14 protein-coding genes and 1 pseudogene are annotated in these 18,460 nt (G+C 71.4%); 6 read left to right on the top strand and 9 right to left on the bottom strand.

The annotated features are described in order from the left end of the window. Positions 1–31: 31 nt before the first annotated feature. The 5 genes from G412_RS0100480 (at position 32) to G412_RS0100460 (ending at position 6,611) form a co-directional block, all read left to right on the top strand. Positions 32–1,036, top strand: a complete 1,005-nt coding sequence (locus tag G412_RS0100480; RefSeq protein WP_037647236.1) for a thiamine pyrophosphate-dependent dehydrogenase E1 component subunit alpha — start codon at positions 32–34, stop codon at positions 1,034–1,036. Positions 1,037–1,040: 4 nt separating this feature from the next. Further along, the gene (locus G412_RS0100475) at positions 1,041–2,075 is read left to right on the top strand and encodes an alpha-ketoacid dehydrogenase subunit beta (protein ID WP_028810353.1); all 1,035 of its coding nucleotides are present in this window, start codon (positions 1,041–1,043) and stop codon (positions 2,073–2,075) included. A gap of 205 nt (positions 2,076–2,280) precedes the next feature. Next, positions 2,281–4,563: a catalase gene (locus G412_RS0100470; protein WP_028810352.1), complete on the top strand. Its 2,283-nt coding sequence runs from the start codon at positions 2,281–2,283 to the stop codon at positions 4,561–4,563. Positions 4,564–4,761: 198 nt separating this feature from the next. Next, positions 4,762–6,030, top strand: coding sequence for an APC family permease (locus G412_RS0100465; RefSeq protein ID WP_208857829.1), 1,269 nt, complete (start codon positions 4,762–4,764; stop codon positions 6,028–6,030). 65 nt (positions 6,031–6,095) lie between these two features. After that, a complete protein-coding gene (locus tag G412_RS0100460) occupies positions 6,096–6,611 on the top strand; it encodes a 2'-5' RNA ligase family protein (RefSeq protein WP_028810350.1) in 516 nt (171 codons plus the stop codon). Positions 6,612–6,614: 3 nt separating this feature from the next. Here G412_RS0100460 and G412_RS0100455 read toward each other — a convergent pair whose 3' ends face one another. Then, the gene (locus G412_RS0100455) at positions 6,615–7,568 is read right to left on the bottom strand and encodes an SIS domain-containing protein (RefSeq protein WP_028810349.1); all 954 of its coding nucleotides are present in this window, start codon (positions 7,566–7,568) and stop codon (positions 6,615–6,617) included. A gap of 133 nt (positions 7,569–7,701) precedes the next feature. On the opposite strand from G412_RS0100455, the gene G412_RS0100450 reads away from it, so the two are divergent. Next, positions 7,702–8,517 (top strand): DeoR/GlpR family DNA-binding transcription regulator, encoded by an 816-nt coding sequence (locus G412_RS0100450; RefSeq protein WP_028810348.1) that lies wholly within the window; start codon positions 7,702–7,704, stop codon positions 8,515–8,517. 121 nt (positions 8,518–8,638) lie between these two features. Here the strand turns inward: G412_RS0100450 and G412_RS0100445 are convergent, their stop codons facing one another. The 8 genes and pseudogenes from G412_RS0100445 to G412_RS0100410 all read right to left on the bottom strand — a co-directional run bounded on the left by G412_RS0100445 (position 8,639) and on the right by G412_RS0100410 (position 18,075). Beyond that, entirely contained in the window at positions 8,639–9,658 is a 1,020-nt protein-coding gene (locus tag G412_RS0100445) for an NEW3 domain-containing protein (RefSeq protein WP_425274425.1), read from the bottom strand. 25 nt (positions 9,659–9,683) lie between these two features. After that, positions 9,684–11,157: pseudogene (locus G412_RS32680) on the bottom strand (Gfo/Idh/MocA family protein). A gap of 212 nt (positions 11,158–11,369) precedes the next feature. Beyond that, on the bottom strand, positions 11,370–12,185 hold the full coding sequence (locus tag G412_RS0100435) for a VOC family protein (protein ID WP_028810346.1): 816 nt from the start codon (positions 12,183–12,185) through the stop codon (positions 11,370–11,372). An 85-nt stretch (positions 12,186–12,270) separates the two neighbouring features. Continuing rightward, the gene (locus G412_RS0100430; protein WP_028810345.1) at positions 12,271–13,749 is read right to left on the bottom strand and encodes an aminotransferase class I/II-fold pyridoxal phosphate-dependent enzyme; all 1,479 of its coding nucleotides are present in this window, start codon (positions 13,747–13,749) and stop codon (positions 12,271–12,273) included. Positions 13,750–13,800: 51 nt separating this feature from the next. After that, positions 13,801–15,243: a cytochrome P450 gene (locus G412_RS0100425; protein ID WP_078606696.1), complete on the bottom strand. Its 1,443-nt coding sequence runs from the start codon at positions 15,241–15,243 to the stop codon at positions 13,801–13,803. Between the two features lie 83 nt (positions 15,244–15,326). Beyond that, complete coding sequence (locus G412_RS0100420) at positions 15,327–15,800, bottom strand: Dps family protein (RefSeq protein WP_028810343.1); 474 nt, start codon at positions 15,798–15,800, stop codon at positions 15,327–15,329. Between the two features lie 73 nt (positions 15,801–15,873). Beyond that, entirely contained in the window at positions 15,874–16,278 is a 405-nt protein-coding gene (locus G412_RS0100415; RefSeq protein WP_037647235.1) for a DUF6479 family protein, read from the bottom strand. Between the two features lie 102 nt (positions 16,279–16,380). After that, positions 16,381–18,075, bottom strand: coding sequence for a bifunctional 3'-5' exonuclease/DNA polymerase (locus G412_RS0100410; protein WP_028810341.1), 1,695 nt, complete (start codon positions 18,073–18,075; stop codon positions 16,381–16,383). Positions 18,076–18,460: the final 385 nt, after the last annotated feature.

Raw genomic sequence — 18,460 nt, 5'->3', positions numbered from 1 at the left:
CTTTGAACGTCCTGGAAAGGAGCGGCTCGTGATGTCTTCGGTTCAGCGCCGGCTGGTGCGCGACATGGTGCGTATCCGCTGTGTGGAGGAGACGCTGGCGGACCTGTACCGCGAAGAGCAGCAGATGCGTACCCCCACCCATTTCTCCATCGGTCAGGAGGCCACCTCGGCCGGGATCTGCGCGGCGGCCCGGCGCACGGACGTCGTCTACAGCGGCCACCGCTCGCACGCGCCCTACCTCGCCAAGGGCGGCGACCTGGACGCCATGGTCGCCGAGCTGTACGGAAAGGTGAGCGGGTGCGCCCGCGGGCGCGGCGGTTCGGTGCACCTCATGGACAGGGCGGCCGGCTTCGGCGGCTCGGCGGCGATCCTGGGCGAGATGATCCCGGTCGCCGTCGGCGCGGCCTGGGCGTTCGCCATGGAAGGGGCCCCGCGGGTGGCGCTGACCTTCTTCGGTGACGGCGCGTCCGAGGAGGGCACGTTCCACGAGGCGCTGAACTTCGCCATGGTCCACCGGCTCCCGGTCGTCTTCGTCTGCGAGAACAACCAGTACTCGATCGCCTCGCCGCTCAGCGCCCGCCAGCCCCCCGGGACGAGCATCCGGGAGCGCGCACAGGGCTACGGCATGCCGTCCCGCCTCGTGGACGGCAACGACGTCTTCGCCGTCCACGAGGCGGGCACCGAGGCCGTCGAATGGTGCCGCTCGGGGAACGGCCCGTACTTCCTGGAGCTGGTGACCTACCGCTGGCGCGAGCATGTCGGCCCCGGCTGGGACCACGACCAGGCCGGGGGCTACCGGCCGAAGTCCGAGGTGGACTCCTGGATCGCCCGCTGTCCGATCCGCGGCGCGGCTGACGCCCTGCGCGCGGCCGACCCGGACATCGACGCGCGGATCGACGCGTGGGACGCCGAGTTCCGTGCCGAGGCCGGCCGGGCTGTCGAGCGTGCCAAGGCCGCCGCCTTCCCCGACGTACGGGACCTGCTCGACGGCGCTTACGAGCCGCAGACACACGGCACGGGCCGTGGGAGGAACTAGTCAGATGCGCAAGCTCACTTACTGGCAGGCGATCAGCGAGGCCACGGTCCAGTGCATGGCCGCCGACCCCGGCGTCTTCGTCGCCGGGGAGGGGGTGGACGACGACAAGGGCATCTACGGGACGACCCGCGCGGCGTACGAGCGCTTCGGCTCGTCCCGTGTGATCGATGTGCCCAACTCCGAGAACGCGTGCGCCGGTATCGCCGTGGGCGCGGCCGCCATGGGACGCCGCCCGCTGATGGTCCACTCCCGCGCGGACTTCATGTTCCTGGAGATGGACGCGCTGGTGAACCTGGCCGCGAAGTGGCGCTACATGTACGGCGACCAGGGCGGCGTCCCCGTGGTCACGCGGGGCGTCGTCGGCCGTGGCTGGGGCCAGGGCGCCACACACTCCCAGAGCCCGCAGTCGGTCTTCGGCCACTTTCCCGGCCTGTACGTCGCGACACCGGCCTCGCCCGCCGACGCCAAGGGGCTGCTCGTCCAGGCGCTGCGCTCCGAGACACCGGTGCTGCTGCTGGAGAACCGCGGCCTGTACCAGGTCGAGGGCGACGTTCCGCCGGAGCCGGTGCCGGTCCCCTTCGGCCGCGGCCGCGTCGCCCGGTCCGGCACGGACGTGACGGTCGTCGCGGCCTCGCTGATGGTGTACGAGGCCGAGCGCGCCGCCGATCTGCTGGCCCGCCAGGGCGTCAGTGTCGAGGTCATCGACGTACGCAGCATCCGCCCGCTGGACGACGACCTCATCTGCGAGTCGGTGGCGAAGACCGGGCGGCTGGTGGTGGCGGACACCAGCTGGGCCCGTTACGGCTTCGCCGCGGAGGTGGCCGCCGTGGTCGCCGAGAACGTACCGGACGCGCTGCGCCGGCCGGTTCGCCGGGTCACGCCGCCGGACTGTCCGGCGCCGGTGTCCGCCCCCCTGGAGGACGCGTTCCACCCCGACGCCGGCAGTATCGCGGCCGCGTGCCTCGAGCTGGTCGGCGGCGACGGGAGCGCCGTCCCCAGGCTGACCGGGGTCACGGCGGGTTTCGTCGGACCGTACTGAGCCGGGGTGGGCGCCGGACGGTGGCCGGGCGACGTCCGGCCACCGTCCGGAGTGAATACGGCCGGTTCGGGGGCCGGGTGCTGGGTACTCGCACGGCGCCGTCACAGGTGCAGGTGCGTGCGGTCGCGGGTGGCCCGAGGCGCAGTTTCCTCTTCTGCGGTGCGGGTCATAGCTGTGACGTTGCCCCCACACGGTTGGAGAACAGATGAGCGAGAAGAACCCGGTGAAAGCCGTCGCGGCGAAGGCCGCCGAGGTGCTCAGCGGTGACGAAGGGCCGGAGAACGGGATTCCGGGGAAGCCCGGCGCCGAGTCGCCGCCGGTCGACGAGCCGACCGGCGTCCGGGCGCCGCTGCCGCCCAAGCCCGACCAGAGCGGCCCCGAGACGGTCAGCCCCACCGGCAGGCCCACCGGCGCCGCGCAGGCCGACATGGCCCAGGGCGACGCGTACCTGACCACGGCTCAGGGCGCCCGGCTGTACGACACCGATCACTCCCTCAAGGCCGGTGCGCGCGGGCCGGTGCTTCTTCAGGACCACCATCTGCGCGAGAAGATCACTCATTTCGACCACGAGCGCATCCCGGAGCGGGTCGTGCACGCGCGCGGCGCCGCGGCGCACGGCGTCTTCCAGGGCTACGGGACCGCCGAGCGGATCACCAAGGCGGCCTTCCTCGGGAAGGGCGTCGAGACGCCGGTGTTCACGCGGTTCTCGACCGTCCTCGGGTCGCGCGGTTCGTCGGACACCGTGCGGGACACACGTGGGTTCGCGACGAAGTTCTATACGGACGAGGGCACCTTCGACCTCGTCGCCAACAACATCCCGGTCTTCTTCATCCAGGACGCGATCAAGTTCCCCGACATCATCCATGCCGGCAAGCCGCACCCGGACCGGGAGATCCCCCAGGCGCAGAGCGCGCACGACACCTTCTGGGACTTCGTCACCCTGCACACCGAGGCGACCCACCACACCCTGTGGAACATGTCGGACCGCGGCATTCCGCGTTCCTTCCGGATGATGGAGGGCTTCGGCGTCCACACCTTCCGCCTGGTCAACGCTGAGGGCGCGACGACGCTGGTGAAGTTCCACTGGAAGCCCAAGCTCGGCGTGCACTCGCTGGTGTGGGAGGAAGCGCAGCTGATCAACGGGATGGATCCCGACTTCCACCGCCGGGACCTCGCCGACGCGATCGAGGCCGGCGCGTACCCGCAGTGGGAGCTCGGCATCCAGACCTTCCCTGACACCCCGGAGCAGGTGTTCGAGGGCATCGACCTGCTCGACCCGACGAACATCGTCCCGGAGGAGCTGGCGCCCGTACAGCCGATCGGGCTGCTGACGCTCAACGCCAACCCGTCGAACTTCTTCGCCGAGACCGAGCAGGTCGCCTTCCACCCCGGCCATCTGGTGCCCGGCATCGACATCACGGACGACCCGCTGCTCAGTGGCCGGCTCTTCTCGTACCTGGACACCCAGATCAGCCGGCTCGGCGGCCCCAACTTCGCCCAGATCCCGGTCAACCGCACCCACGCGCCGGTCAACGACATGAACCGCGACGGCATGCACCAGACGGCCGTGCACACCGGCGCGGCCCCCTACCGGCCCAATTCTCTCGACGGCGGCTGCCCGTTCCTGGCGGGCGCGGACACCGGGGCGTACATCGAGGTGCCCAGGGAGGTGGCGGCGGCGCGGAAGGTGCGCGAGGCTCCCGCATCCTTCGCGGATCACTTCAGCCAGCCCCGGCTGTTCTGGCTCAGCATGACGCCCGTCGAGCGCGAGCACATCATCGCGGCGTACACCTTCGAGCTCGGGAAGTGTTACGAGACGGCCATCAAGGAGCGCGGGCTGAAGGTGCTCGCCAACATCGACCCGGAACTGTGCGAACAGGTCGCCATGGGCCTCGGCCTGCCGGCGCCGGCGGCCACCGTGTCGCTGACGACCCCCGACCCGAGCCCGGCCCTGTCGCAGCTCGGACAGACGTGGCCGCTGGACGGACGCATCGTCGGGATCGTCACCGACGCCGACGGCGACCTGGACGGTGTGCGGTCGGTACGGGAGGCCGTCCTGGAGGCCGGGATGGTCCCGCTGGTGATCGCGCCGGCGGGCGGCAAGCTCGAAGGCGGCGGCGGCGAGCCGCTCGCCGTCCAGCGCACGTACGTCACCGCGCGTTCTGTCGAGTACGACGCCATTCTCGTGGCGGGCGTGCCCGGCATCGGCAGCGACGCGTACGGCGCGCGGGACGCCAAGGCCGCCGAGGCGGTGGCGCCGGCCGGCGCGGCGACCGATCCACGGGTGCAGCTGATGCTGTCGGAGGCGTTCCGGCACGGCAAGGCCATCGGCGGCTGGGCGGGCGCCGAGCGTGTCCTGGAGTCCGCGGGCATTCCCGTCGGCACGCCGGGCGTCGTGACCGGCGACAGCGGTACGGGCACGCTGGAGCAGATCAAGCAGCTCCTGGGGCAGCACCGGGTGTGGGATCGCTTTCCGATCGCCGTCTGATCCTGTCTGATCCTCCCCAGCTCTCCGGGGCCTGGTCCTGATGCCGCGTCATGGGCCGACCGCGCCCATGACGCGGCATCAGCAGAGTGACATCTCGTACGAAAGGAAGCTGTTGTGGCGCACGGGGCAGTGGACACAGGGCCGGCACCTGCGGGGCCCACATCGGGCACCGCGCTCAGGCGTGCCCTCACGACACCGCTGCTCTACTTCTTCATCCTGGGCGATGTCCTCGGCGCGGGCGTGTACGTCCTGGTGGGCCAGGTCGCCGCCGAGTCGGGCGGCGCCGTGTGGGTGCCCCTGGGCGTAGCGCTCTGCCTGGCCCTGCTGACCGCTTCCTCGTACGCCGAACTCGCCACCAAATACCCACGGGCGGGCGGCGCGTCCCACTACGCCACCCTCGCCTACGGGCCGTTCGCCGGGCTCCTCGCCGGCTTCTGCATGCTCGCCGCGGGCATCGTCTCCGTCGCGGCTCTCGCCAGGGGTTTCGGCGGGGACTACCTGGCGGTTTTCGTTTCCCTGCCCGTGGTGCTGGTGGCGGTGGTGTTCCTCACCGCGCTCGCCCTGCTCAACGCCCGCGGCATCAGCGAATCGACGCGCGCCAACGTCGTGGCCACCGTCATCGAGGTGGGCGGCCTCCTGCTGGTCGCCGGACTCGGCGCCTGGGTGGTGCTGCGGGGCGACGGCGACCTGAGCGCACTGACGCAGCTCGGTACGCCCGAACACGGGCCCGCGGCGGCGGTCCTGAGCGGGTCCGTCCTCGCCTTCTACTCCTTCGTCGGATTCGAGACGTCGGTCAACGTCGCCGAGGAGACCCGCGACCCACGGCGCTCCTACCCCCGCGCCCTCTTCGGCGCGCTCGCCACGGCCGGCCTGGTCTACGCGGTGGTGGGCGTCGCCGCCGGTGCGGCCGTCGACACGAAAACGCTCGCCGAGTCCAGCGGACCGCTGCTCGAAGTGGTCGAGGCCGCCGGGGGAGTACCGCCCTGGCTCTTCGGCGCCGTCGCGCTCGTCGCGGTCGCCAACGGCGCGCTGCTCACCGGCATCATGTCCTCCCGGCTCGCCTACGGCATGGCACGCGACGGGCTCCTGCCCGGCGTCCTGACCAAGGTGCTGCCCGGCCGCCGCACCCCCTGGGCGGCGATCGCCGCCACCACGGCACTGTCACTCCTGCTCGCGGTCACCGGGGACGTGGCCGCCCTCGCCTCAACCCTTGTGCTGCTGCTCCTCGTCGTGTTCTTCGTCGTCAATACGGCCGTGCTCGTCCTGCGCCGTGACGAAGTACCGCACGGCCACTTCAGGACACCCACCACGGTCGCCGTACTCGGTGCGCTGTCGTGCGTCGTTCTCGCGACACAGATCGAACGCGAGGTGTGGACGCGCGGGCTGCTCGTGCTGGTGGTGGGTGTGCTGCTCGGCGTACTGGCAGCCGTACGGAGGCGGAGGAGGCAGGGGACGCGGAGGGGCTGAGAGCGGCTTGCCGGGCCGGGCTGTGATTTCCTTGGCCCCTCACCGGGCGAGAGGGGGGCGGGGCAGTGGGGTGGCCGGATGTGGCCGGGGACACGGCTCTGACCATCAAGGTGCCCGAGGCCGATCCGCTCGTCAGGGCCGGGTTTCCCGCCCATGTCACCGTGCTCTACCCGTTCCTGCACGAGAGCCGGACCACCGGTCCTGTCCACCGCGAACTGCTGGAACTGTTCCGCTCGTACGACCCATTCGACCTGACGTTCTCCGAGTTCGGGCGGTATCCGGGCGTCCTCTTCCTCGCTCCCCGGCCGGCCGATCCGATACGGGCGCTCACCAAGGAGCTCACCGGGCGCTGGCCCGAGGCGGTGCCGTACCGGGGTCTGTTCGGTGAAGGTCTCGACCCGCACCTGACGATCGCCAATCACGAGGGACCGGACACTTGGGAGCGCGCGTACGACGCCCTGGAGGCGCAGTGCGCGCCCGCCCTGCCCGTGACGTCGCGGGTCGAGACGGTGCACCTGATCGTCCGGGACGGGGAACAGTGGCGGGACCATACGGCGTACCGGCTGGGGGACGGGGTGTGAGCGTTACGCCGTGCTGCTGTCCAGAACCACCGACCGGGTGAGGTTGCGGGGCTTGTCCGGGTCGTAGCCGCGGGACTCGGCGAGGGCGACCGCCAGGCGCTGGGCGCGGATCAGGTCGGCCAGCGGGTCCAGGGCGCCGGCGTCGGTGGTTTGCGACGCGGCGGTCATCGTGCCGCCGACGCGCCGGATGTCCTGCGCGAGGCCGTCCGGCAGCGCGCCGAAGATCCAGGCCACGCGGCCGGGTCCGGTGATGCTGATCGGGCCGTGCCGGTACTCCATGGCCGGGTACGCCTCGGTCCAGGCGCCCGCCGCCTCGCGCATCTTGAGCCCCGCCTCCAGAGCGAGACCGTACGTCCAGCCGGTGCCGAGGAAGGTGAACTGCTCGGCGCCGAGCACCTCGGCGGGCAGCGGCACGGTGATGGCCCGCTCGGCGTCCCGGATCGCCTCGGAGAGGGGACGTACACCGGCCGGAAGGGCATCCTCCGTCTCCAGGTGGGCGCGCAGCAGCGCGAGGACGGTGGTGGCGAAGCGGGTCTGCACCACCGACTCCTCGTCGGCGAAGTCCAGTACGGCCACGGCGTCCGCCGCCCCCATGACGGGTGTGGTGGGGTCGGCGGTGATCGCGCCGGTGGGCACGGTGCCCTGCACGCGCCGGAGCACGTCCAGGACCTCGGTCGTAGTGCCGGAACGAGTAATCGCCAGGACGCGGTCGTAACCGTCGCGGTACGGGAACTCCGAGGCGGCGAAGGCGTCCGTCTCACCGTGGCCGCCGCTCTCGCGCAGTACGGCGTACGACTGGGCGATGAACCAGGAGGTGCCGCAGCCGACAACGGCGACGCGCTCGCCGCGGCGCGGCAGGGCGTCCGTGTGGGAGGAAAGCGACGTGGCCGCGCGGGCCCATGTGGCAGGTTGAGAGGCGATCTCGACCGCGGTGCGGGAGGAATCTGTGGTGGACATGGAACGAACCCCCATATGATTGAACATGCTCGAAGAGTCGTTGTTCCAAGCATCTTCGAGCGCTGGCGCGTCGTGTGGCGAAGTATCCACCAAGCCGAACTCGCAGTCCATGTTGGTGAAGGAGTCGGACCGCATGTCGAAACACGAGCGGTGGAGCGCGCTGCTGGAGCTGCTGGGCGCCGAGGGGAGGCTGGAGGTGGAGGAGGCCGCCACCACGCTGGAGGTCTCCGCCGCGACGATCCGCAGGGACCTGGACGAACTCGCGGAGCAGCAGATGCTCGTACGGACGCGGGGTGGTGCGATCGCGCACGGAGTGTCGTACGAGCTGCCCCTGCGCTACAAGTCCTCGCGCCACGCGTCCGAGAAGCAGCGGATCGCGGCGGCCGCGGCGGATCTCGTCGCGGACGGGGATGTGGTCGGCCTCAACGGGGGCACGACCACCACGGAGGTGGCGCGGGCTCTGGCGCTGCGGGCGTCTGCTGGTGGCGGTGGTAGCGGCGGCGGTGCCGGTGGCGGTGCTGGTGCCGGTCCTGTGCTGACCGTGGTCACCAACGCGCTGAACATCGCGGGTGAGTTGGCGGTGCGGCCGCAGATCAAGCTCGTGGTCACCGGTGGGGTGGCACGGCCGCAGACGTACGAGCTGGTCGGGCCGCTGACCATGGGCGTACTCAACGAGGTCGTGCTGGACGTCGTCATACTCGGCGTCGACGGGGTGGACCCGCAGCTTGGCGTCATGGCGCATCAGGAGGACGAGGCGAGCGTCAGCCGGCTGTTGGCGGAGCGGTCGCACCGGGTGGTCGTGGTGACGGACTCGTCGAAGATGGGGAAGCGTGCGTTTGCCCGGATCTGCGGCCTGGACCGTATCGACGTGGTGGTGACCGACTCCGCGATCCCGGCGGAGGCGGCGGGCCGGCTCACCGATGCCGGGATCAAGGTGATCGCCGTCTGAGGGCGGGCGGAGCGCTTTCCCCCTACCCGCCCCTTCCCGCTGTGACATTGTGCGGCTCCGCCGCGTGAGGCGCCGCCTCACGCGGCGGAGCCGCACACGCCCGCCCGCACCCCCTACCCCGTCACGGGGCGATCGCCATGGCGAAGATGTGAACGTTGGCATTCGAGGGCAGGACCACGAACTCGATTGTCTTGGCCGGGTCCAGCGCCACCGAGTGGGCGAACACGCTGTACTTCACCGTCGCGTTGCCGTATCCGTCCTGCCGATTGCGGCCGTCAGTCGACTTGATCAGCGTCGCGCCGTGCGCCGTTACCGGGTCGAACGACCAGTTGGGGAAGCCGAACGTCCCCGTACTGGAGGACCCGTCGGTGTAATAGACGGTGGCGTTGCCCGTCGCGGCGCTGGTGACGCCCGAACCGAGGAACACCAGCCTGCTGCCCTTGCCGCCCAGCGTGATCGCCTGACCGCTGCTCGCCACGTTGTCCTTCGTCCCGGCCGGTACGTCCGGCCAGGTCAGCTTCGCCCCGAGAGCGTCGACCGCCGCCCCGGGCGTCAGGCCGACCGCGGCGAGCTTCTGCGCCGAGAAGCTGTTGCCCTCACCGTCGTAGTCGCCCGCCTTCGTCGCGGACTCGTCGGTGATCGCCACATTGTTGTACGCCGCCGCAAGGCTCGCCTGCGGGGTACCGGACCGCTCGGTGCGGGTGCCGGTGGCCGCGCCCGCGCCGTCCCCGCCCTGATACGTCGCGGTCGCCGTGAACGTACGGATCACGAAACCGGACCGCTTCTCCGGGACTTGGATCTGGAACGTCGTATCGGCCGAAGCGCCCGTCGCCAGGGATCCGCTCACACTGCGCACCGACGGCTGGACTGCCCAGCCGGCCGGTCCGGCGAACGACACCTTCAGCGAACGCAGGCGCTGCGGCCCCGCGTTCTTGACGGACACCTTCACCGTCGAGACGGCCGGTCCGTCCAGGTCCACGGGCGAGATGGTCACCTCGGTCCTGGCCGTCGCCGCGGCCCCCGGCCCGGCCGCGACCGCCGTTCCCGCCGGGACGAGCATCACCGCGCCCGCCACCGCCGCTCCCACCGCCACAGCCGCCGCTCTGAGCGGAGTGACCAGTCGTGCTGAGGCTGATCTCATCGCGTGCTCCTTGGAGTCCGGCAGCTCAGGAAACGGGGGGCATCTCGGTCATGCGCGAGTCGAGACCGGAGCGCAGATTGACCCAGCCGCCCCGTGTGAAGTCCGGTATCGCGACCGGCCGCCTTGTTCGCCAGCGACATGACGCTCAGCGGCACCGGCGCGCACCAGACCGCCGAGTCGTACACGTCGATGTCCGGGACCAGCCCCGCCCGCATCGTCTGCACCGTGCGCCACTGCAGGACGTAGTCCATGCCGCCGTGGCCGCCGTTGTTCGCGGCGTCGTCGCCGATCTTCTTCCACAGCCAGTGGTCGAACTCCTTGCGGTACGTGTCGAAGTCGCGCCAGGAGTGGCCGCCGTGGTCCGGCTCGACGTAGATGCGGCCGCCCGTCGTCGACGTACCCGCGTAGTCCTCGAAGATCCCGCGGGTGCCCGCGATGGAGTTGATGCGGCTGTACGGACGGGGCGAACTGACGTCGTGCTCGGCCCGGATGGTCCGGCCCTTCGCGGTCTCGATCGCGCAGGTGACCAGGTCGCCGTTGATGTACGTCTCGTTCCACGACGGGTGCGACCTGGGGACGAAGCGCTCCCGGTAGTCGGCGAGGCCCTTCGGCGCGGTCGCGGTGGCTTTGAGGGTCGTCATCCGGTCGCCGCGGTTGATGTCCATGGCCGCCGCGATCGGGGCCAGTCCGTGCATGGCGTAGAAGGACGCGGTGCTGCGGGTGTGCCAGAGCCGGCGCCAGGAGTCGGTGTAGTACGTGTTCGAGAAGAGCAGCGCGCGCAGGTCGTGCAGGTAACCGCCGTGGCCGTTGGTGATGTCGCCGAACAGGCCCTCGTGGGCCGCCTTGAGCATGGCCAGTTCGTTGCGGCCGTAGTTGCAGTTCTCGGCCAGCATCAGGTTCTTGCGGGTGCGCTCCGAGGTGTCCACGAGGTCCCACAGCTCGCGCAGCTCGGTGGCGATGGGCAGCTCGACGACGACGTGCTTGTCCGCCAGCAGCGCGGCCCTGCCCTGCTCGTAGTGGAACCCCCACGGCGTCGCGATGTACACGAGGTCGATGTCGTCGCGCTTGAGCATTTCCGCGTACGAGTCGGCCGAGCCGCCGAACTCCGCGGGGCGCGGCTTACCCTTGGCGACGAGCTGGTCGGCGGTGCGCCTGGCGCGGTCGGCGCGGATGTCGCAGACGGCGGTCACGACGCAGCCGGGGACCACGGACCAGCCCGTGGTCATTCCGGAGCCGCGGTTGCCGAGCCCGATCACACCGACGCGGACGGTTTTGTACGCCTTGAACGGCACGTTGATCATCGACTTCTGGCCCGGTCTGCGGGCGGGCGTCGCGGCGGAGGCCTCGGTCGCGGCCGACGCGGACGACGCGGCCGACGCGGCAGCCAAGGGCGCCGCCGTCGCGCTCCCGGCCGAACCGATCCCGGCCGCGAGCGACGCTCCGGTGGCCAGCGTCCCTCCCAGGAGCAAGCGACGTGAGACTGCGGGGATTTCGGGCATACGAGACGCTCCTCGTTCCGTGACCGGCATCACTTCACTGGCGGAGACGACTCTGGCGGGATTGCCAGTTACATGTCAATAGGTGTTCGCAGGAACGGTGTTACGAACAGAATCGAGCATTCGGCGCCGGGCCCCCGCGCCGAAGCCGCGCTGGAGTCCGGGCCGGCCCTTCGCCGACCAGGACTCCTTGGTGGGTGTCGTGCGGCAGCACCTCAGCCCTGTGCCGGCGGGGCGGGGGTGAGCACCACGAAGTCCGCGCCGGACGGGTCGACGCAGACGGCCAGCCGTCCGACGCCCTCGGCGTCCTCCGGGCCCATCTGCACACTGCCGCCGTTGCCGGTGACCTTGGCGACCGTGGCGTCACAGTCCTCGACCGCGAACACCGGGTGCCAGTAGGGCCTGCCGTTGTTCAGCGAGAGTGCATCCGACGGGAGCTGCATGAGGCCGCCGTGCATGCGTTCCGGGGGAAGACCGGCAGGGGTGATCATCGAATACGTCCCGCCGCCGCCCGGCAGCTCCATGTCCTCGGTGCTCCAGCCGAAGAGGTTGACGTAGAACTCCTTCGCCCCGGCCGAGTCGGTGGTGTAGAGCTCGGTCCAGCACAGGGTGCCCGGCCGGTCCGCGGCCTCCATCCCCTTGGTCTTGCCCGGCTGCCAGACGGCGAACTGACCGCCCTGCGGGTCGGTGTACTGAGCCATCCGCCCCTCGCCGTCGGCGTCCATCGGGGGAACCCGCACCTTGCCGCCCGACCGCTCCACGGCCTCGGTGGTGGCGTCGGCGTCCGGGGTGCAGAAGTAGATCATCCAGGCCGAGCGGGCGCCTTCCTCGGTGAGCTTCCCGATTCCGGCGATGGTCCTCCCGTCCCGCTTCAGCACGCCGTAGTCGTTCGCGTCCGGTGCGTTTGGGGGGCCGTAAGCCTGGAACTGCCAGTCGAACACCGCGTTGTAGAACCCGGCCGCGGCGGGGACATCGGGGGCGCCGAGGTCGATCCAGCAAGGGGAGCCCGGCGCGAAGTCAGTGGTGATCATGACGGTGCCTTTCGTCGCAGGTCCTCGTAGATCCAGCCTGTCACCCACCACTGACAACCGCCCGTCGGCCGGCTCGGGCGCTCTCTCAGGACCGGTTGGCCGTGACCCGCACCGTCTTCAGGCCCGGATCCGCCGGGTCCGGGATGTTCATGCCCGCGTCCAGGCCCGTACGCAGATAGCGCAGCACCGGCTCCGTCAGCCGCTCGCCCGGCAGCGCGGCCGGAATGCCGGGCGGGTACGGCGTGATCATCTCGGCGGCCACCCGCCCCACCGCGTCCTCCAGCGGTACGTCCTCGGTGTCACCGAAGTACGCGTCCCGTGGCAGGCACGTCTGCTCCATCCGCATCTCGTCCCCCGCCGGTACGTCGACGACCGGCGCGCCCGCCAACTCCTCGGAGTGGTTGGCGAGATCCTTCAGCGCGTCCAGCAGCGGCGCGGTCGTGGCCCGCGAGTCGGCGTGCGTGAGCTGCGCGCCGATCCGGCGGTGGTCGATGAGATGCATGTCGGTAGCGTGCCGCTCGCGCAGCCAGTCCGCCGCCCGGTAGCCCGTCGTACCCAGCGCCTGGATGTCGATGATCACCGGCAGCGGGTCGAAGTCCGCGGCCTTGCCCGGACCGGTGAAGTCGGTGCGGTCGTTGACGTGGAGGCCGGGAATCCGCTCGATCTCCGCCCGTACCTGGGAGGCGAGCCGCAGCGCGTCGTCCATCAGCCGGTTGCCCTGCGTCATCATCTGGCGCCGCCAGCCGTCGAGTCCGGCCCAGATGATGACGGAAGGGCTGGTGGTGCCGAGCAGGTCGGCGCGGGACTTCAGCACCTGCGGGTCGATCAGATCCCCTTGCAGATGAAACACCGAACCCTGTTCGAGACCGCTGCCCATCTTGTGGATGCTGGTCACGCAGACGTCGGCGCCCGCGTCCATCGCCCACGACGGCAGCTGCTCGTGGAACGGCAGATGCGCGCCCCACGCCTCGTCGACGATCAGCGGGACCGAACGGGCGTGGCAGATCCGCGCGATGGCGGACACCTCGGCGCAAGCCCCGTACGGTGTCGGACTGGTGACCAGCGCCCCGCGCGCCTCCGGTTCGCGTGCGAACGCCTCCTCGAAGGCCTCGGCGGACGGCGGATGTGCCAGGTTCAGCTTGGTGTCCCACTGGGGATCGACCCAGACCGGTTCGATGCCGGAAAGGATCAGGCCGGAGACGACCGACTTGTGCGCGTCCCTGCCCACCAGCAGCTTCTGGTGCGGGTGCGCGACCGAGAGCATGGCCGCCTTGACGGACAGCGAACTGCCGCAGGTGGAGAAGAAGGTGTGCTCGGCGTGGACGGCGTCGGCCATCAGCCGCTCCGCGCGCAGCAGCACGTTGCCGCTGGTGCGGTGGTCGTCGAGGCCGCCGGAGGCGAGGACGTCCGAGAGGTACACCGCGTCGCCCAGGACCTTCCGGGCCAGCGGGTCCGCCCCACGGGCCTGTTTGTGTCCCGGTGGCGTGAACGCGAGTTCGCCTCGCTCGTGGTAGCGGTCGAGGGCTTCCAGTATGGGGGCGTGGGTGTGATCCATGTGGTCCATGCGGTACGGGTAACCTCGAACGGCCCGGTCGATGCCTCCGGTCCCGCGGATCTAGGGACGGGCGGCGGCGGAGAAGCGCAGAGCGAAGTGGTTGAGGGTGTACGGCAGCGGCCCGTCGGCCCGCAGCCCGTCCGGGCCGTGCAGCCGGAAGTCGTGGCGCTCCATGAGCGCGGCGACGAGCGTGGACGTGACGAGGAGGACGAGGTCCTCGCCGGGGCACACACCGGGTCCCGCACTGAACGGCACCAGCTCGGGGCCGGTGTGCGCCGTGCCCTCCAGCCAGATCTCCGGTACGAAGCGGTCACCGTACGGCGCGGAACCGTCCCGGTGGAAGTAGGGGGCGTACACGAGGAACGCCGTGCCCTCGGGCAGAGTTCCCTCGCCCCACCGCGTCTCGCGGGTGCTCTCGCGGAGCAGGAACGGCGTCGTCGGCCACAGCCGCACGGACTCCATGACGCACGCGCGCGTGTACGGCAGCAACTGCGGCCGGGTGAGGTCCGGTATGACCAGCTCGTTGCGTACTTGCTGCTCCTGCGCCGGGTGGGTGGCCAGCAGGGCCAGCGCCCGCGCGGCCGCGATGCCCGCCGCGTCGAACGCGAACAGCCAGTGCGGCACCTGGCCCGCCGGGTCGACGCCCGGCTTGGCGGGCGTCCGGGCCAGCGCCTCGGCGAGGCTGCCCGGCTCCGCCCGGTCCAGGTGGGCGCGCAGGCTTTGCTGGAAGCGCTCGCGCGGGCCGGCGGTGGCGCGCGTCGGGACCAGGGCCGACCAGTTGCCGAAGCCGCGCAGCCGGCCGAGGCGGGCGGTGAGCGTGGTGTCGTCGCGCGCGGCGTCACCGAGGACGACACGGCGTACGATCCGCCACCAGGCCGCGTCGAACGTGCCCCAGTCCAGCCGGCCGGAGCCTTGGGCCCCGGCTGCGGCTTCGGCGAGCAGTCCGCCGGCCTCCTCCCGGACGGTGCGTACGAACTGCGGGGCGAGGTGGTGCAGATGCCGTCCGGTCTCCAGGACGTCCTCGGTGAAGGCCCGGCGTTCGTCGCGCTCCTGGCCGGTGGAGATCAGTACGCCGTGCGGCTGGAAGTGGCCGAGCGCGTCCCGCTTCAGGCGGGCCGCAGGGGTGAACGGCTCCGGCGTCTCGTCCAGTACCCGCTGCGCGTCCTCGGCGGACAGGGGCAGGACGATGTCCCGGCCCGCCAGGCGCAGGTGCAGCGGGCCGGGACCGTACCGCCGGCGCAACTCGTTCAAGAGCTCCACCGCGTGGCGGTCCGCGTCGAGGCGGGCGGCGAGCGCCACGCCCTGCTTGCGGCGGACGACGACACCGCCCGCGAGCGTCGGCAGGCCCACCCGCAGGGCGACGCGGGCGATGTCCCGGACGGACGCGCGGCCGGGAGTCGAGGCGCGGCGCGCGGCCCGGTCGCCCGGTACGCCCTCACCGCCCGGCACGCCCTGTTCCGACTCGCCGGCCCATCCGGCGGCGGCTGGATCTGTCCCGGCCATCGTGCGGCTCCCTCGGTGCTGCTGCGGGCCCCGGTGCTGCTGGCGGTCCCCGGTGCTGCTGGCGTCCCCGGTCCCGGCGGGCCTCAGTGCTGGTTCTCGGCCTGGAACATCCAGCGCTGCTTCTCCAGCTCCGCGGTGAGGCCGATGAAGATGTCCTGAGTCACCGGGTCGGGCTTGTCGGTCGCGTCGATCCGCTCCCGCATCCTGCGACCGACGGCCCCGAGCGCCTCGACGATCAGGGCCACGACGTCGCTGTCCTGGGTCCAGCCGTCCGCGGGCGTGGGGAGTTCAGCGGTCTTGGCGACCGTCTCCACCCGGCCGTCCGGTGCGACGCCGATGGCCGACGAGCGTTCCGCGACGACGTCGGCGTACGAACGGGCGAAGGACACCAGTTCGTCGAGCTGGAGGTGGATGGAGCGGAAACGCGGTCCCACGATCGTCCAGTGCGCCTGCTTTGCCAGAAGTGACAGACCGAGCAGGTCCACCAGGGCGCCCTGAAGGGCTTCCGCGGTGGTCTGACGGTCGGCTTCGGGCAGGGTGCTCTTGAGGGCGGTCATGCAGTTGCTCCTTTTCGACACTCTCGTCTGTTTCAGTCTGTGGTCGGATGCCGCTGCTTCGCCTGTCGGCGACTCAGCCGCCGGGGCCTCCGCTACCGAACGCACCACCGGACTTCTCGTCCCACCGCGGCCGCTCCTCCGGCTTTCCCGGACTGGGCCTGCCGGAGGTGTTACCGGTGTTTCTGAGCTCGTGCGGGAGGAGGCGCCCGCCTTCCGGAGGCACTACTTCGTCGGGTTCCCGGCGCTCCGTGACCTCGGGCGGCCCCGAGCCCTCCGGCCGGTGCGGCTGCTCCTGGGGCGTGGGAGGAGACGGCTCGCGGTTCCTGATGCGGATGCCCCACCACACGGCGGCGATCAGAGCAGCCGCGATGGCCAGTCCCGCGACGAACGGCGCGATACCGATGACCAGGTCACTCGCGGCCGTGGGGTCCGCGAGGCCGGCGATTTCGCTGGTTCTCGTGCTCTGGAGTGCGCTCATGCGCGGCGGGTACCCACCGGCGTGCGAGTCATGAGCGGCCGTACAGGTGAAACATTTCCGCACGGCCGCCGTGTCGGGTGGACTTCCCGGCCCCGGCCCGCGTCACTTCGCGTCGGCGTAGCACTCCACGACCGCGGTCGTGAAGGGGAAGCGCACCGGCGTGTGGCCGAAGGCGACCCGGCCGGCCAGATCACCCGCCGCGCGGATCGCCTCGACGACCTGCTGCGCCTCCCCGGCGGGGCAGTGCACGATCACTTCGTCGTGCTGGAAGAACACCAGCTCCGCCCGGAGGCCCGCGGCCTTCAGGCTCTGCCGCAGCGCCGCCATCATCAGCAGTGCCCAGTCGGCGGCGCTGCCCTGCACGACGAAGTTCCGGGTGAAGCGGCCCCGCGCGCGGGCGTTCGTCGACGCGTACCCCGGCGTGAACTCCCCGTCGGGCGCCGCCACCTCTCCGGCGTCGTCCTGCGGAATGCCTGCTTCCCCGTCCTCTCCCGAGCCCGCGGCGGGCGGGCATGTCCGCCCCAGCCAGGTCCGTACGAGCCGCTTCTCCTCTCCCGCGCGCGCCGCGTCGTCCACATACGCCACAGCGCGCGGGAAACGTCTTCGCAGCGCCGCGAGATTCTTCAGACCGTCCCCGGAGGTCTGTCCGTACACCGCGCTGAGCACGGCAATCTTCGCCAGGTCGCGGTCACCGGCGAACGCCCGGTCCGACACCGCCTTGTAGAGGTCACCGGGCTGCCCCGCCACCTCCATCAGCCCCGGATCGCGCGAGATCGCGGCCAGGACGCGCGGCTCCATCTGGTCGGCGTCGGCGACCACGAGCCGCCAGCCGTCGTCCGCGATCACCGCGCGCCGGATGACCTTCGGGATCTGGAGCGCGCCGCCGCCGTTGGTCACCCACCTCCCGGTGATCGTCCCGCCCGGCAGGTACTGGGGTCGGAAACGGCCCGCGCGCACCCAGTCCTGGAGCCAGCCCCAGCCGTGCGCCGTATAGATCCGGTACAGCTTCTTGTACGCGATGAGCGGCTTCACGGCCGGATGGCCGACCCCCTCCAGCTCCCACCGCCGCGTGGACTTCACCTTGATGCCGGCTTGCGCGAAAGCCTTGATCACATCGGCGGGCAGCTCGGGCCGTACGCGCCTGCCGAACGCCGCCGAGATCTCGTCCGTCAGCTCCGCCATGCGGCGCGGGTCGCCACCGCCCGCGTACCGCTCGCCGAGCAGCTCCTCCAGCACCGCCCGGTGCACGTCCGCCCGCCACGGCAGCCCCGCCCTGTTCATCTCGGCGGCCACCAGCATCCCCGCCGACTCGGCGGCCGTCAGCAGCCGCATCCGGTCGGGGTGCTCAGCAGCGCCGTGCCTGCGCTGCTGATCGGCGTACACCTCCAGCAGGTCCCCGAACGCCACCGGGACCGGCTGCGGCTCGAAGAGCGACGACTGTGATCCGGGCTCGGCGGCGCGCTGCGGGGGATCGGGCGGTACGGGCCGGTTGTGCAGCCGCGCCCAGGCCGCCGCGGCCGAATGCGGCTCGCCGTGCCGGCCCTCGTGGCCGAGCAGCAGTGACTCCGCGTCCTCGATGTCGTAACACCGCTCGACGCGCACGCCCGCGGCGAGCAACCGCGGGTAGATCTCGGCGGTGGACCGCCACACCCACCGGCCGACCTCGGGCCTGGAGCCGACCGCCGCCACGAGGTCGGGCTCCTCGCGCACGTCACTGGCCGGCTGCCCGTCCCGCCCCAGCGGCACGAGCAGCGCCCCCCCTGCGTCCGTCTCGGCGACGGCCCAGCGATCGCTCATGAGTGCGAGTCTGACACCCGCCACTGACAACGTGGCTCAACGAGCCGCGGTCAGCCAAAACGCAGCCCGCCCGGCGCACGCCCGCAGGGCGTCCCAGGGGGTCTGGGGGCTTGCCCCCAGTTCGGGAAGGGGAGGGGCGGCGGGGCGGGGAAAAGCGCCGCAGGCTGGCTCGGCCGGGCAGGGACAGGGGGCGCGCCGCCAACGGGCGCTCAGCCAAATCAGCCCGCGCGGGCAACCGCCGGCGCTCGCGGGCGCCGACGCCGACGGCGCGTTCGCGGCGGTGACGTACGCACCGTTGTCACCCGTGCCGACGCCCAGCACCGCCACGACCGCCGACGGTGACCGTCCCGGACGTGGGCCGGTCGAGCCCGGCCGCGCACTGGAG

The organism is Streptomyces flavidovirens DSM 40150 (assembly GCF_000429085.1).
Lineage (GTDB): Bacteria > Actinomycetota > Actinomycetes > Streptomycetales > Streptomycetaceae > Streptomyces > Streptomyces flavidovirens.
Note: the sequence above shows the minus strand (reverse complement) of the source record. Positions and strands in the feature narration are given on the sequence as shown.

What these genes read in the sequence shown, in the direction of transcription:
- G412_RS0100425 (WP_078606696.1), bottom strand. Translation starts at nt 15,243, where the DNA reads ATGGCCGGGACAGATCCAGCCGCCGCCGGATGGGCCGGCGAGTCGGAA.
- G412_RS0100470 (WP_028810352.1), top strand. Translation starts at nt 2,281, where the DNA reads ATGAGCGAGAAGAACCCGGTGAAAGCCGTCGCGGCGAAGGCCGCCGAG.
- G412_RS0100410 (WP_028810341.1), bottom strand. Translation starts at nt 18,075, where the DNA reads ATGAGCGATCGCTGGGCCGTCGCCGAGACGGACGCAGGGGGGGCGCTG.
- G412_RS0100415 (WP_037647235.1), bottom strand. Translation starts at nt 16,278, where the DNA reads ATGAGCGCACTCCAGAGCACGAGAACCAGCGAAATCGCCGGCCTCGCG.
- G412_RS0100445 (WP_425274425.1), bottom strand. Translation starts at nt 9,658, where the DNA reads ATGAGATCAGCCTCAGCACGACTGGTCACTCCGCTCAGAGCGGCGGCT.
- G412_RS0100475 (WP_028810353.1), top strand. Translation starts at nt 1,041, where the DNA reads ATGCGCAAGCTCACTTACTGGCAGGCGATCAGCGAGGCCACGGTCCAG.
- G412_RS0100450 (WP_028810348.1), top strand. Translation starts at nt 7,702, where the DNA reads ATGTCGAAACACGAGCGGTGGAGCGCGCTGCTGGAGCTGCTGGGCGCC.
- G412_RS0100455 (WP_028810349.1), bottom strand. Translation starts at nt 7,568, where the DNA reads ATGTCCACCACAGATTCCTCCCGCACCGCGGTCGAGATCGCCTCTCAA.
- G412_RS0100435 (WP_028810346.1), bottom strand. Translation starts at nt 12,185, where the DNA reads ATGATCACCACTGACTTCGCGCCGGGCTCCCCTTGCTGGATCGACCTC.
- G412_RS0100430 (WP_028810345.1), bottom strand. Translation starts at nt 13,749, where the DNA reads ATGGACCACATGGATCACACCCACGCCCCCATACTGGAAGCCCTCGAC.
- G412_RS0100480 (WP_037647236.1), top strand. Translation starts at nt 32, where the DNA reads ATGTCTTCGGTTCAGCGCCGGCTGGTGCGCGACATGGTGCGTATCCGC.
- G412_RS0100420 (WP_028810343.1), bottom strand. Translation starts at nt 15,800, where the DNA reads ATGACCGCCCTCAAGAGCACCCTGCCCGAAGCCGACCGTCAGACCACC.